We start from the raw sequence: 12,783 nt of genomic DNA on the forward strand, positions 1-12,783 counted from the left end.
TTGCTCCTTTCAGGCGGCGACGGCCAGGTTGATCGACGTACCGCGCAGGGTGCGGTGCAGGCGTACCTGCAGCTCATTGCCAAACGCGTAGTAACGGGTGAGCAGGGTCTGGCCGCGCGCCGCGAAGCGGTTATAGGCGATCACCGCCGGGATCGCCGCAAACAGGCCGATGGCCGTGGCGATCAAGGCTTCGGCGATGCCCGGCGCTACGGTGGACAACGTCGCCTGTTGCACCTGGGACAAGCCGATAAATGAATTCATGATGCCCCACACCGTGCCGAACAGGCCGATGTACGGGCTGACCGAACCCACGGTCGCGAGAAATTGCAGGCCCTTTTCCAGCTCGATTTCCTGCTCGGTGATCGCCACCTGCAAGGCCCGCTCCACGCCTTCGAGCACCGCCGGGTCATGGCTATGCAAGTGCTGGTATTCCTGGACCCCGGCGATAAAGATCGGCGCAATGCCGCCCTCGCCCGCCAGCTGGACCTCACGGCACAGTGCCTGCAGATCCGGCGCGGCGCGAAAGCGCTGCACAAACGTATTCAACTGCCGCTCCAGGCGGCGCAGCACACTGCCGCGCTGGATAATCAGGTACCAGCTGAGCAAGGACGCCAACAGCAAGGTGAGCATGACAGCCTTGACCAACAGGCTGGCGTCGCTGATCAAACCCCAGATCGTCATATGTTCCATCGTCGCGTGCATGGTGAATCTCCCATTCGATTAAAAAGTGATGACCGGTTGATGACGGTTCACGGCAATTTCAATGCGCGGGTGACCTCGGCCCAGGGCACGAACTTGAAGTTCTGGGTCTGCTCGGGCATGCGCTTGCGCCCGTCCTGCACCACCAGCATGCCTTGGTTCCATGGTCCGCCGAGGTTGATGGCGGTGACTTCCAGGCCATCGGTTTCCGACGCACCGTCGATACCGGCGGCGGCGTTCAAGCCGACGCGGAAGCCGCCGTGCACGGCAAACGGCGGTTCGGCATCCACCACCAGGTAGCTGTCATTGCCTTGGCTGGAGATCACCAGGTAGTCATGTTTATCGCTCTGGTACAGCGCCAGGCCCTCGACATCCGCATGCAATTGCGCGCCGACCTTGATCACGCTGGTCAACGTCGCCGGTTGATCGGCGCGCGCATCCACCGCCCACACGCCGACGTCTTCCTCACCGATAAACAGGCGCTGGCGCTGGTCGTCGGCTACACAGCCTTCGGGTTGGCTGTCGACCTTGAACTGGCGCACCAGCTCGCCATGCACACGGCCGTCCGGCGCGCTGAGGCGGTATTGCAGGAAGGTGCCGTCCTTGCCATTGGCAATCGCGTAGATCTCGCCGCTGACGGGCTGGAACAGGCAGATGCCATAGATTTCCTTGAGCGGCGTGGGCACTTCACCGGCCTCACGCAGCTCGCCGCTCTGGCGGTCGATGCTGAACAGGCTCAGGCTGTTGTGATCGCGATTGCTCGCCACGGCCAGGTCCACCGTTTGCGCGCCAAGCTTGAAGTTGGGGCGTACGTCGACGTTATTCAGGCGGCCCACCGCCAGTTCCTGCAACAGCTTGCCGTCGAGGTCGTAGGCGAGCAGGCCCTGTTTCTTGTTGGTGCCAAGCACACGGCTGTTGGCCGGGGTTTGCGGGTGAATCCAGATCGCCGGGTCATCCGCCGCGTCGCCCTGGCGGCCGACCGGGTCGCTCTGGCGCAAGGCCGCGACTTCCGGCAGCACCGCAGCCGCCGCGACGGGCGTGGCCTGCCAGTCGAGCCTGGCCTGGTAGAGCGTGCCGCTGTCGTCATCGCGTACCAGCAACTGGCGGCCATTGAGCGCCAATTGCTCCGGCTCTTTCAGACCCGGCAGGCCCAGGCTCGATTGCTCCACCCAGCGCTCGCCGGTGTGCTGGAACAGGTGTAACCGGGCGGTCTTCGGGTCCAGGGCAACCAGGCCACCGGGTACCAGCGCCATGGCCCCGGCTTCGCGCTTGGAAGTGTCGAACAGCGCCACCGGCGTGCGTTTCACCTCGGCTTCCGGGTGCGCCGGGTAGGCCCACCAGCCGACATTCTCTTCATTCACCAGCAACTGCTGGGTGGCATCGTCCACCTGGCAGAACTGTGCCGACGGCGGCAGCGGCAGACCCCGTACACGCTGGGGGGCGGTGAGCAGCGTCGCGCCGTTGCCCACCAGCCATTGCTCGCCCTTGCCCTCTTCGCCCACCAGGAACACAAACAGGTTGGCCGCGGCGTCGCGGTACAGGCACAGGCCATTTACCGGGTAGTCGCGGGTCGGCAGGTACAGCGGCTTGCCCCAGCTTTTGCTGGTGCTGTCCAGGTTGATCAGCAACGCCTGTTGGCGCTCGTTGTCGAGGCTGGCGACCAGCACCTGGGCACCTGCGGCGCGGGTGTCGAGGCTGCTGAAGTTACCCTTGAATCGCGCCAGCTCGGCGCCCTGGCTGTCGAGCAGTTGCAGGCCGTCGCGGGTGCTGGTGGCCACGCGCTCGGTGGTGTTGGGCAGGAAGGCCACGGCTTCGGCCTTCAAGGATGGCGCCCAAGGCGTCAGGGTCAGATCGGCAGCCAGTGCATGAGTGCAGGTCAACACCGATATCAGCAAGTACAGCTTGGAAATTCTCATGTACAAACAAATCCTTCGAAAACAATGGAGTTCCAATGTGGGAGGGGGCTTGCTCCCGATAGCGGTCAATCAGTGAAGGATGCACAACTGGCCCCCCTCATCGGGAGCAAGCCCCCTCCCACATTGGAATCGAGGTGTGAGTTAGAAATGAGTGAAGGTCAGTCCCACCTTGTAGGTCGGGCCGTACTCTTCGTATTGGCCGTTGTAGCTGCGGTGGCCGGTGTAGACGAAGTACGACTCATCGGTAAGGTTCTGGGCTTCGAAGCTGACTTGCAGGTTCTTGGTCAGCGAGTAGCGCGCGCTGAAGTCGACGAAGGTCTGGGCGTCGACGTGCAGGTCGTGGGCCTTGTCGTTGATCGAGGCCAGTTCATACAGGTAGGCCGACTTGTAGTTGGCCGACAGGCGCAGGCTGAGCTTGTCGTCCTCCCAGCCGAGCATCAGGTTGCCGACGGTGTCCGACTGGTTGGGCAGGCTGATGTTGCGCTTGCGATCCGTGCCGCTGGCGGCGTCGAAGCCTTCGATATCGGCGCTGGAGCGGCTGAAGGTGCTGTTGGCGCCGATCAGCAAACCGTTCCACGGTGCGGGCAGCCAGTCGAACTTCTGTGAGTAGGCCAGTTCCAGGCCGTAGAGCTTGGCGCTGTCGCCGTTGGCGTAGGTGTGGGCCTCGGCGAAGTTGGTCCAGGCGCCGGTGCCGGCGAGGTCGGTGTTGTAGACGAAGTTCTTGATGTCCTTGTAGAACACGAACGCCGACACGGTGCCGGCACGGCCCATAAAGTGCTCGATGCCCAGGTCAAGGTTGCTCGACTCCAGGGGCTTGAGGTCCGGGTTGCCGAAGGTGGCTTCGTCATCGTCGATCACAAAACCCGGCGCCAGCTGGCCGAACGTCGGGCGCACCACCGACTTGGTCCAGGCCGCGCGCACCTGGGTGTTCTTGTCGATCTTGTAGCGCGCATGCAGGCCCGGCAGCCAATGGTGATAGCGGCGCTTGGTCTCGGTGGGCGTGAACACGCCATCGGTGGCACCGGTGCCCTTGGCTTCGAACTCGGTGCCTTCGTAGCGCAGCCCGGCGATAAAGCGCCAGTCGTCAACGTCGAGGGTGTTCATCAGGTAGCCGGCGTTGATGTCCTCGCGGATGGTGAAGTCGTTGACCCGCGATTCGGTCTCGTCATAGAAGTCCGCCGGGTTGAGGCTGCCGATCAGCTGCTTGATGGCACCGGGGCTGATGCCGGGGCCGTAGTTGCCCAGGCGATAGTCGACGCTGCCCTTCTGGAAGCGGCTGAGGTTGAGTTGGTCGGCACTGAAGCCGAGGGTGTCGAAGTCTTCGTAGACCCAGGCCTCCAGGTCGTTGTCCTTGTTGCGGCGGCTGACCTTGCCGCCGAACTTGACCTGGGACGCATAGCCGCTCAGGTCATAGTCGCGAGCCAGGTCCAGGCGCAGGTTTTTCTCGGTGTCCGTGGTGTTCTGTTTTTCCCAGTCGACCTTGTCGAGGCTGAAGTTGCTGGCGTCGTAGAAGCCGCTGCCGATGATCGGGCGGGGTTTGTCCTTGTCGTAGAAACCGCTGTTGGCAAAGTCGCCGCCGTCGAAGGTGGCGCCGGCGATATGCGCCGGGCTGTCTTCGCTGGACTGGCTGTAGCCGGCCTGGCCGCTTAAGGTCCACAGGCCGAGCATGCGTTCGCCGCCGAATACATAGGATTGGATTTCCTGGGTTTCCTCACGGTTTTTCAGCTTGCGCTTGCCCTCGGCATCGCCCAGTTGGCCCGGGGCCTGGGGGTCGGCAAACTCGATGCTGGTGGAGTTGCGGGTTTCGGTGTCGGTGTAGCGGCTGTAGAGGGTGCGCAGGTAGTAGCTGCTGAGGTCATCGGGCTTGTAGTCGAAGTTCAGGCCACCGCCGGCACGCTCGCGGCTGATGTCGTAGTCGCGCTGTTCGAACTCGTTGAGCCGGGCGCCGTCGGTGAAGTCCCAGGCGCCGCCGGTTTCGACGTTGTCTGAGCCGAAGTCGCGCTTTTGCCAGCTCAGTGCCGCGGCGACGCCGAAGTTGTCGATGCCGTCGCCGAGGCTGAAACGGTTACTGGCGGCACCGGAGAATTTCGGGCTGGTCTGGCGGGTGTTCTTGTCGTAGCTGGCTTCGCTGCTGCCGGTGTAGAACAAACCTTTATGGTCGAAGGCCGAGAGGCTTTGCACATCGACGGTGCCACCGAGGGAGTTGGCATCCATGTCCGGGGTGAGGGTCTTGATCACCGACAGCGATTGCACCAGTTCCGAAGGCAGTACATCGAGGGCCACGGCGCGGCGCGCGCTTTCCGGGGCGGGCACCAGGGTGCCGTTGATGGTGACGCTGTTGAGGTCCGGGCCCAGGCCGCGCACGCTGACAAAGCGCCCTTCGCCCTGGTCGCGCTCCACACTGATGCCCGGCAGGCGCTGCGCCGCTTCGGCGACGTTCTGATCCGGCAACTGGGCCACGCCGTCGGCATGCACCACGCTCTTGATGCTGTCGGCGCTGCGTTGCTCCTTGAGCGCCTGGTCGATGGCGGCAGCCTGGCCGACCACCTCGACGTGCTCGGTGGCGCTCGCTTCGGCGGCGCTCAACCGTTCACTGGCCATCGCCAGGGCCAAGGCGGTAAGCGTAAAGCTGACGAGCCCGGTGCGCTTGTACATGCAATCCTCCCCAAGAATCCGTTGGCGCCAGGCAAGGGGCCCGGCAACTGGGAGGGCACGCTAGGGGTGGGGGATGACGGTTCTGTGACAGGGGTCGGCGCGAAGGCCTGTAAACCGGGGTTTAGAGCAGTCCTGCAGGTGCAAATGAGCTGATATGACCTGTGTAGATCCCCTGTGGGAGGGGGCTTGCTGTGGTGAGGAGGCTTGTCCCCCCGACGGGTTCACTGAGGATACGGGGGGCCTGCTTCGCAGACCGGCGCGGGGCAAGCCCGCTCACCACAGCAAGCCCGCTCACCACAGCAAGCCTGCTCACCACATCAAGCCCGCTCACCACAGCAAGCTCCTCCCACATTTTTTGATCGCCCGTGTGTTTGAGCTGAGCTGATTCGACCCTCCTCCACCGTCATCCAACGGTCACATCCATCTGCTGTGCTGGCGCCCACCACTCATTTGCCCAAGGACCCGCGGCCATGTTTTCCGTGCTCAAGCCCCACCGCTGGAAACTCTCGTTGCTGCTGATCGCGGCCAACCTCGGGCTGATCCTGCACCTGGCCTGCGGCGAGTTGAAAAGCGTCAGCGAATGGGTATGGCTGGATATCTTCGGCGAAGGCGGTTCCGCCCTGCTCGCCCTGGTGTGGCTGGGCCTGGTGCTCAAGAGCCGCCCCGCCGGGCGCGTCACCAATTACCTGGCGCTGGGCCTGTCATGCATCTTTTTTTCCTGGTGGATCGACAGCCTCGACGAATTTATCCGCCTGCCCGATAGCATCACCTGGGACCATTGGCTCGAGTCCGGGCCGATGCCGGTGGGCATGATCCTGCTGACCATCGGCATCTACCACTGGCACCGCGAACAACTGGCGATCAGCGCGCAGATGGAAAAGCGCGAGCGCTTGTTCCGTGAGCATCGGTTGTTCGACAAACTCACACCGCTGGCCGGCGCCGATTACCTCAAGCGCCAGCTGGCCGACAGCCTGCAGGACAGCCGCGAGCAGCAACAACCGCTGTCGCTGCTGGCCCTGGACCTGGACAACTTCGCCGCCATCAACCAGGCCTACGGGCATGCCGAAGGCGACGCGGTGTTGCAGGCCCTCAGCCATTTGCTGCTGCTCAACCTGCGCCGCCAGGACCTGGTGTGCCGCCTGGCCGGCGACCGTTTTGTGGTGCTGCTGCCCAACACCGGCGAACGCCAGGCCAAGGAGCTGGCGCTGGAGTTGCAGCAAGCGGTGCGCGGCCTGGCCCACAAGACCCGGCAACAGGGCGAACGCCTGCAACTGGCGGCGACCACCGCCGTGGTCATGGCCCTTGAAGAACCGCCCCAGGACTTGCTCAAGCGCCTGAACCTGGCCTTGGCCAGGGCCAAGCAACCCCTTGCGAAAAGTGCCTGAGATGGCCGTGAAAACCAGCTGGTATGAAGCCGACAGCCGCTTTATCCCAGGGCATTACCAACCCGCCACGCTGATCGACCTGGCCTTGTCCCGGGACATCGACAGCCATCGCCTGCTGCGCGGCACCGGGCTGTTTCACGAGGACATCCTGGCCGGCACCGCGCACCTGAGCCCGCAGCAGTTTTTCGGCTTGATCGGCAACAGCCGCAAGTTACTGGACGCCGACGACAGCAGTTTCCTGTTTGGCCAGCGCCTGCTACCGGGCTATTACGGTGCCGCCAGCCACGCCCTTGGGCATGCGCAGAACCTGCACCAGGCCCTGGAGATCCTGATCCAGCAACAGGTGCTGCTCAGCCCGTTGGCCACCCTGCAACTGGAGCTGGATGAGCACCACGCCTACCTGTACTGGCTGGACAGTTGCGGCGCCGGCGAACACTGGCGCTTCCTGCTGGAAGCCAGCATGACCTCGCTGGTTGCCATGAGCCAATGGCTCAGCGGCGAGCGCCTGCCGTGGGCGTGCAGTTTCAGCCATGCCGAACCGCGTTATATCGAGCAGTACTGGGTGCATCTGGGCGAAGACACGCGCTTCGAGCGCCCGCTGGACATGATGACGATCCCGCGCGAATACCTCACCCGCACCTGGCCGGGCGCCTCGACCACGGCCGGCCAGGTTGCACGTCGGCAAGCCCGCGAGCAGATCGAGCAGCTGGGCTTTGCCGGCAGCTTTCTCGACTGCCTCTACGAGTACCTGCGCGACCAGGTGCGCCAGCCGCCCAGCCTCGAACAGGCGGCCCAGGCCTTCGCCATGAGCCCGGCGACCCTCAAGCGCAAGTTGCACAAGCACGACACCGGTTTTCAACAGCAGGTGGACCGAGTGCGCAAGCAGGTGGCGTTGCACCTGTACCAGGTCAAGGGCTACAGCAATGATGAAGTGGCGGCGTACCTGAACTTCAACGATGCGGCGAATTTCCGGCGCTCATTCAAGCGCTGGACCGGCAGCACCCCGAACCTGATCCGCCAGCTGTTCAACAGCCGCTAGCCAGGCGTTCGCGCAGAAACTCCACCAGCGCCTGCACCGGCCGTGAGCTTTGCCGATGCTGGGGATACACCGCCGACAGGGTCAGGGCTTCGGGGGCAAAATCATCGAGGAGCGTGACCAGGCGCCCGTCCTTCAACGCGTCGCCGACGATGAAGGTCGGCAGGTAGGTGACGCCCAGGCCGGCGACGGCGGTATCGCGCAGCAACTCGCCGTTATTCACGCGCATACGGCCGGTGACATTCAGTGCTTGCAGCTTGCCTTTGAAGCGCCATTGCACCTGGCGGCCATGGCCGTAGGGCAGGCAGTCGTGTTCGGCGAGGTCTTCGGGTTTAAGCGGCGTACCGCGCAGTGCCAGGTACTCGGGACTGGCGCAATACACACGCTCGATGCTGGCGATACGCCGAGCGATGAGGGTGGAATCTTCCAGGGTGCCGATGCGCAGCACCAGGTCGTAGCCCTCACCGATGAGGTCCACCGGGCGGTCGCTGAGGTCAACTTCCACCGACACCTGGGGATGGCGCTGCAAGAACACCGGCAACAGGCAACCCAGGTGCGCCATGGCGAACGACAACGGCGCACTCAGGCGAATGGTACCGCGCGGCTCGCTGTTCTGGCCGGCGATGCCCTGCTCCACTTGCTCGACTTCACCGAGCAGGCGCAAGGCGGACTCGTAGTAACTCTGGCCCAGGGGCGTGACATCCAGGCGGCGCGTGGAGCGGTTGAGCAGGCGCACGCCGAGGCGATCTTCCAGCTGGATCAGGCGGCGGCTGACGAATTGCTTGGACAGGCCCAATTGTTCGGCGGCGGCGGTGAAGCTGCCGGATTCCATGACCTGGCAGAACAGGCGCATGTCTTCGAAGGGGTTCATTGTCGCTTCTCGGTAGACGATGGGCTGTTTTATAACTGGATGGTCGCAACACCACAAATCAAATGTGGAAGGGGGCTTGCCCTAATGCCAGTCAGTTAAGGCTTTTTGTAGGAGCGAGCTTGCTCGCGAAAAACTCAAAGGCGCCGCGTTCATTCAGGAAGCACGCGTTATCGTTGACGTTTTTCGCGAGCAAGCTCGCTCCTACAGGAGGCGATGTACGCTTAACTGACTAGGCATTAGGGCTTGCCCCCGATAGCGGTGCATCAGTCAACAATACTGAGACTGACACACCGCAATCGGGGGCAAGCCCCCTCCCACATTGATCACCTACAGGCTGAGAACAACTTACTTGGCCGTAAACGCCGAGTAGCTGTTCATCAGGTTGCGGTAGTTGGGGATGCGCGGCGACAGCAGGTTGGCCAGGCCTTCCATGTCGTTGCGCCAGTCCACTTGCAGCTCGCAGGCCACGGCGAACCAGTTCACCAGTTGCGCACCGGCGGCGGTCATACGCGCCCAGGCGGCTTGTTGCACGGTTTCGTTGAAGGTACCGGAGGCGTCGGTGACCACGAACACCTCGAAGCCTTCGTCGAGGGCGCACAGGGTCGGGAACGCCACGCACACGTCCGTCACCACACCGGCAATGATGATCTGCTTACGACCGGTAGCCTTGACCGCCTTGACGAAATCCTCGTTGTCCCAGGCGTTGATCTGGCCAGGACGGGCGATGTACGGCGCGTCCGGGAACAGTGCCTTGAGTTCCGGCACCAGTGGGCCGTTGGGACCGCCTTCAAAACTGGTGGTCAGGATGGTCGGCAGGTTGAAGAACTTCGCCACGTCGGCCAGGGCCAATACGTTGTTCTTGAATTCGTTGGGGGAGAAATCCTGCACCAGGGAGATCAGGCCGGTCTGGTGATCCACCAACAGCACCACGGCGTCATCTTTGTTCAAGCGCTTGTAAGTCATGGGTTAACTCCTTTGTGGGTTTAGGTATCAGAACGCAAAGCACGAGCAGCCAAACGCCCCCCAGAAACCCTGGAAGTCGCTGACCGGCACGCTGGAAAGGCGCGCCTTTTCGTGGCTGTGGGAATGCACGCCGCACGGGCCGCTGCATTGGTGAACTTGAGCCTGCACAGGCGAACTTGGACGCCAGTGCCCCGGCACCTTGACCACCGGCGACCAGTCCGGCAGCACGGGCACCCGCGGCGGTGCAAAGTCTTCGAAGTCGCCGGTGCCGTAGACCACCTTGCCGCCAACCACGGTGAGCACCGATTCGATCCACTTGATGGCTTCTTCATCGACGCTGAAAAAGTCCGCCGACAGCGCCGCCACGTCCGCCAATTGGCCGACCTTGATCTGGCCTTTCTTGCCCTGCTCGGACGAGAACCAGGCGCTGCCATGGGTGAACAGTTCCAGCGCGGTCAGGCGCGGCAGGCCTTCGGCGTGCAGCTCCAGGCCACCGACGGTGCGGCCGCTGACCATCCAGTACAGCGAAGTCCACGGGTTGTAGCTCGAGACTCGCGTGGCATCGGTGCCCGCCCCCACCGGCACGCCTTCGGCCAGCATGCGCTTGATCGGTGGCGTGGCTTCGGCGGCCTTGGCGCCGTAGCGCTCGACAAAATATTCGCCCTGGAACGCCATGCGGTCCTGGATCGCGATACCGCCACCGAGGGCGCGGACCCGCTCGATATTCTTCGGGGTGATGGTTTCGGCATGGTCGAAGAACCACGGCAAGCCATTGAACGGGATGTCGCGGTTGACCTTCTCGAACACATCAAGCATGCGCGAGATGGACTCGTCATAGGTGGCATGCAGGCGGAACGGCCAGCGCTGCTCCACCAGATGGCGCACCACCGGTTCCAGCTCCTGCTCCATGGTCAGCGGCAGGTCGGGACGGGGTTCGAGGAAGTCTTCAAAGTCCGCCGCCGAGAACACCAACATTTCACCGGCGCCGTTGTGGCGCAGGTAGTCATCGCCCTGGTGCAGGGTGACGCTGCCGGTCCAGTTCTTGAAGTCGCTGAGTTCTTCCTTGGGCTTCTGGGTGAACAGGTTGTAGGCGATGCGCACCGTCAGTTGCTCATCCTTGGCCAGTTGCTCGATCACCGCGTAGTCATCGGGGTAGTTCTGGAAACCACCGCCGGCATCGATGGCGCTGGTCAGGCCGAGGCGGTTGAGTTCACGCATGAACTGGCGGGTGGAGTTGACCTGGTATTCCAGCGGCAGTTTCGGGCCTTTGGCCAGGGTCGAGTAGAGGATCATCGCATTCGGCCGCGCCACCAGCATGCCGGTGGGGTTGCCGTGGCTGTCGCGCACGATCTCGCCACCCGGCGGGTTCGGCGTGTCCTTGGTGTAGCCGGCCACGCGCAGGGCGGCGCGGTTGAGCAAGGCACGGTCATACAGGTGCAGCACGAACACCGGGGTATCCGGTGCGGCCTGGTTGAGTTCTTCCAGGGTCGGCATGCGTTTTTCGGCGAACTGGAATTCGTTCCAGCCACCGACCACCCGCACCCATTGCGGCGTCGGGGTTCGGTCGGCCTGCTCCTTGAGCATGCGCAGGGCATCGGCCAGGGACGGCACGCCTTCCCAGCGCAGCTCGAGGTTGTAGTTCAACCCGCCACGGATCAGGTGCAGGTGCGAGTCATTGAGGCCGGGGATCACGGTGCGGCCCTTGAGGTCGATGACCTGGGTGCCGCTGCCACGCAGGGCCATGGCCTCGCCATCGGTGCCGACGGCAACAAAGCGCCCCTCGCGGATGGCGACGGCGGTTGCCCGCGGGTTTTCACGGTCCACGGTGTGGAACTGGCCATTGAACAGAATCAGATCGGCGTTCATAGGGTTTCCTTTACAGAGGCTTCAAGCCAGGGAGCGAACAGGCGGGTGGCGGCCGGCATCAGCAGGTAGACCACCAGCAGGACGATGGTCACGGTGACCAGGAAGGTCGCGACCACGTAGTTGGAGAGAAACGGGTGCAGGCCGAGGATCGGGGCCCACACGATCGGCACCAGCAGGGTCAGCGGCAGGATCACGCACAGGGTCACCACCGCCTGCTTCCAGCGCGGCGGCTTGGCGGCGCTGTCGGCCAGGGGCGTGAACCAGAACTCGTTGAGCGCACCGATTTCGGTCTTGTCGCCGTCGGCCAGCATCGGCGTGGCTTCGGCGATCAGGGTGTTGCGCTCGGGGGAATTGAGCCAGGTTTCCAGGTCATCGGTGGAGCGGTAGCGCAATACGCAGGTGAACAGCGTCAGGCCGTTCTGTTTGCTGCGCACCACGTCGACACCGAGGTGGCCGGGACGCTCGCCGGCGATGCGCACGGTGCGGCGTAGCCAGGCTTCGTAGTCGGCTTCGCGGCCGGCCTTGATCAGGTGTTTGACGACCAGGGTGACGACTTCGTCGGGCCCTGTCTGTGGTGCTGGGTCCATGGGATGCCCCTCTGCCTTGAAATGTCAGCGATGAGGGGAGTTTGCCGAGGACAGCGTCAGGAAAATTGCATGTACGTGCTGTTTGAGGGGGATGGCTGGAAAGGGCTCACCAGCCTTCTTTCAGCATGCGCAATTCCAGGTGCTGCAACAGCATGATGGTCTTGCCGTCGGCGATCTCGCCGCTCTGCACCATGGCCAGTGCCTGCTCGAAACCCAGCTCCAGCACCTCGATGTCCTCGCCCTCCTCTTCCAGGCCGCCGCCATGGCCGACCCGGTCCCCCGGCTGGTACTCGCCGAGAAAAAAGTGAATCCGCTCGGTGACCGACCCCGGGCTCATGAACGCCGCATAGATCTTCTCTACATGGCCGACGCGGTAGCCGGTCTCTTCCTCGGCCTCCAGGCGAATGCGCTCTTCGGGGCTGGCGTTGTCCAGCAACCCCGCCGCCGCTTCAATCAGATAGCCGTGGTAGTCATTGACGAAGGTGGGCATGCGGAACTGGCGAATCAGCAGCACGGTGCGTTGCTCGCGGTTGTACAGCAGGATCGTCGCGCCATTGCCACGGTCATACACCTCGCGGGTCTGGGCTTGCCAACTGCCGTCGCGGCGACGCAGGTCGAAGCTGTATTTTTTCAGCAGGTACCAGTTGTCCGAGAGGGTTTCTTCGGCGGTGATGCGAACGGGGCTGTTGTCCATGGTCAGGCCTTTGCTCAAAAGAGCACGAGCATGTCGCGCCGGCATCAATGGCGTCAAATGCTGTAACACTTTGCAAGCAATCGCCGTGGACGGCCGTCGAATTTATACCTG

10 protein-coding genes are annotated in these 12,783 nt (G+C 63.3%); 2 read left to right on the plus strand and 8 right to left on the minus strand.

The window, feature by feature from the left end:
* Positions 1-9: 9 nt before the first annotated feature.
* The 3 genes from tolQ to V3W40_RS06060 all read right to left on the minus strand — a co-directional run bounded on the left by tolQ (position 10) and on the right by V3W40_RS06060 (position 5,270).
* Positions 10-702 (minus strand): protein TolQ, encoded by a 693-nt coding sequence (tolQ, locus tag V3W40_RS06050; RefSeq protein ID WP_065948159.1) that lies wholly within the window; start codon positions 700-702, stop codon positions 10-12.
* Between the two features lie 47 nt (positions 703-749).
* Positions 750-2,615, minus strand: a complete 1,866-nt coding sequence (locus V3W40_RS06055) for a phytase (protein WP_330214637.1) — start codon at positions 2,613-2,615, stop codon at positions 750-752.
* Positions 2,616-2,756: 141 nt separating this feature from the next.
* On the minus strand, positions 2,757-5,270 hold the full coding sequence (locus tag V3W40_RS06060; protein ID WP_330214638.1) for a TonB-dependent receptor: 2,514 nt from the start codon (positions 5,268-5,270) through the stop codon (positions 2,757-2,759).
* A gap of 470 nt (positions 5,271-5,740) precedes the next feature.
* On the opposite strand from V3W40_RS06060, the gene V3W40_RS06065 reads away from it, so the two are divergent.
* Positions 5,741-6,655 carry a GGDEF domain-containing protein gene (locus V3W40_RS06065; protein WP_065941920.1) on the plus strand — a complete coding sequence of 305 codons (915 nt, stop codon included), beginning with the start codon at positions 5,741-5,743 and terminating at the stop codon, positions 6,653-6,655.
* Position 6,656: 1 nt separating this feature from the next.
* Positions 6,657-7,694 (plus strand): AraC family transcriptional regulator, encoded by a 1,038-nt coding sequence (locus V3W40_RS06070; protein WP_065948155.1) that lies wholly within the window; start codon positions 6,657-6,659, stop codon positions 7,692-7,694.
* Here the strand turns inward: V3W40_RS06070 and V3W40_RS06075 are convergent.
* The 5 genes from V3W40_RS06075 to V3W40_RS06095 form a co-directional block, all read right to left on the minus strand.
* Complete coding sequence (locus V3W40_RS06075) at positions 7,681-8,562, minus strand: LysR family transcriptional regulator (protein ID WP_065927198.1); 882 nt, start codon at positions 8,560-8,562, stop codon at positions 7,681-7,683. The two genes, V3W40_RS06070 and V3W40_RS06075, sit on opposite strands and share 14 nt — an antisense overlap.
* A 345-nt stretch (positions 8,563-8,907) precedes the next feature.
* Positions 8,908-9,525: an isochorismate family cysteine hydrolase YcaC gene (gene ycaC / locus V3W40_RS06080; protein WP_027607149.1), complete on the minus strand. Its 618-nt coding sequence runs from the start codon at positions 9,523-9,525 to the stop codon at positions 8,908-8,910.
* Positions 9,526-9,552: 27 nt separating this feature from the next.
* Positions 9,553-11,391: an amidohydrolase gene (locus tag V3W40_RS06085; RefSeq protein WP_330214639.1), complete on the minus strand. Its 1,839-nt coding sequence runs from the start codon at positions 11,389-11,391 to the stop codon at positions 9,553-9,555.
* On the minus strand, positions 11,388-11,978 hold the full coding sequence (locus tag V3W40_RS06090; protein ID WP_027607151.1) for an antibiotic biosynthesis monooxygenase: 591 nt from the start codon (positions 11,976-11,978) through the stop codon (positions 11,388-11,390). Before V3W40_RS06090 ends, V3W40_RS06085 begins: the two co-directional genes overlap by 4 nt.
* A gap of 106 nt (positions 11,979-12,084) precedes the next feature.
* The gene (locus V3W40_RS06095) at positions 12,085-12,672 is read right to left on the minus strand and encodes an NUDIX domain-containing protein (protein ID WP_027607152.1); all 588 of its coding nucleotides are present in this window, start codon (positions 12,670-12,672) and stop codon (positions 12,085-12,087) included.
* Positions 12,673-12,783: the final 111 nt, after the last annotated feature.

This window comes from Pseudomonas sp. AM8, assembly GCF_036346475.1.
Classification (GTDB): domain Bacteria; phylum Pseudomonadota; class Gammaproteobacteria; order Pseudomonadales; family Pseudomonadaceae; genus Aquipseudomonas; species Aquipseudomonas marginalis.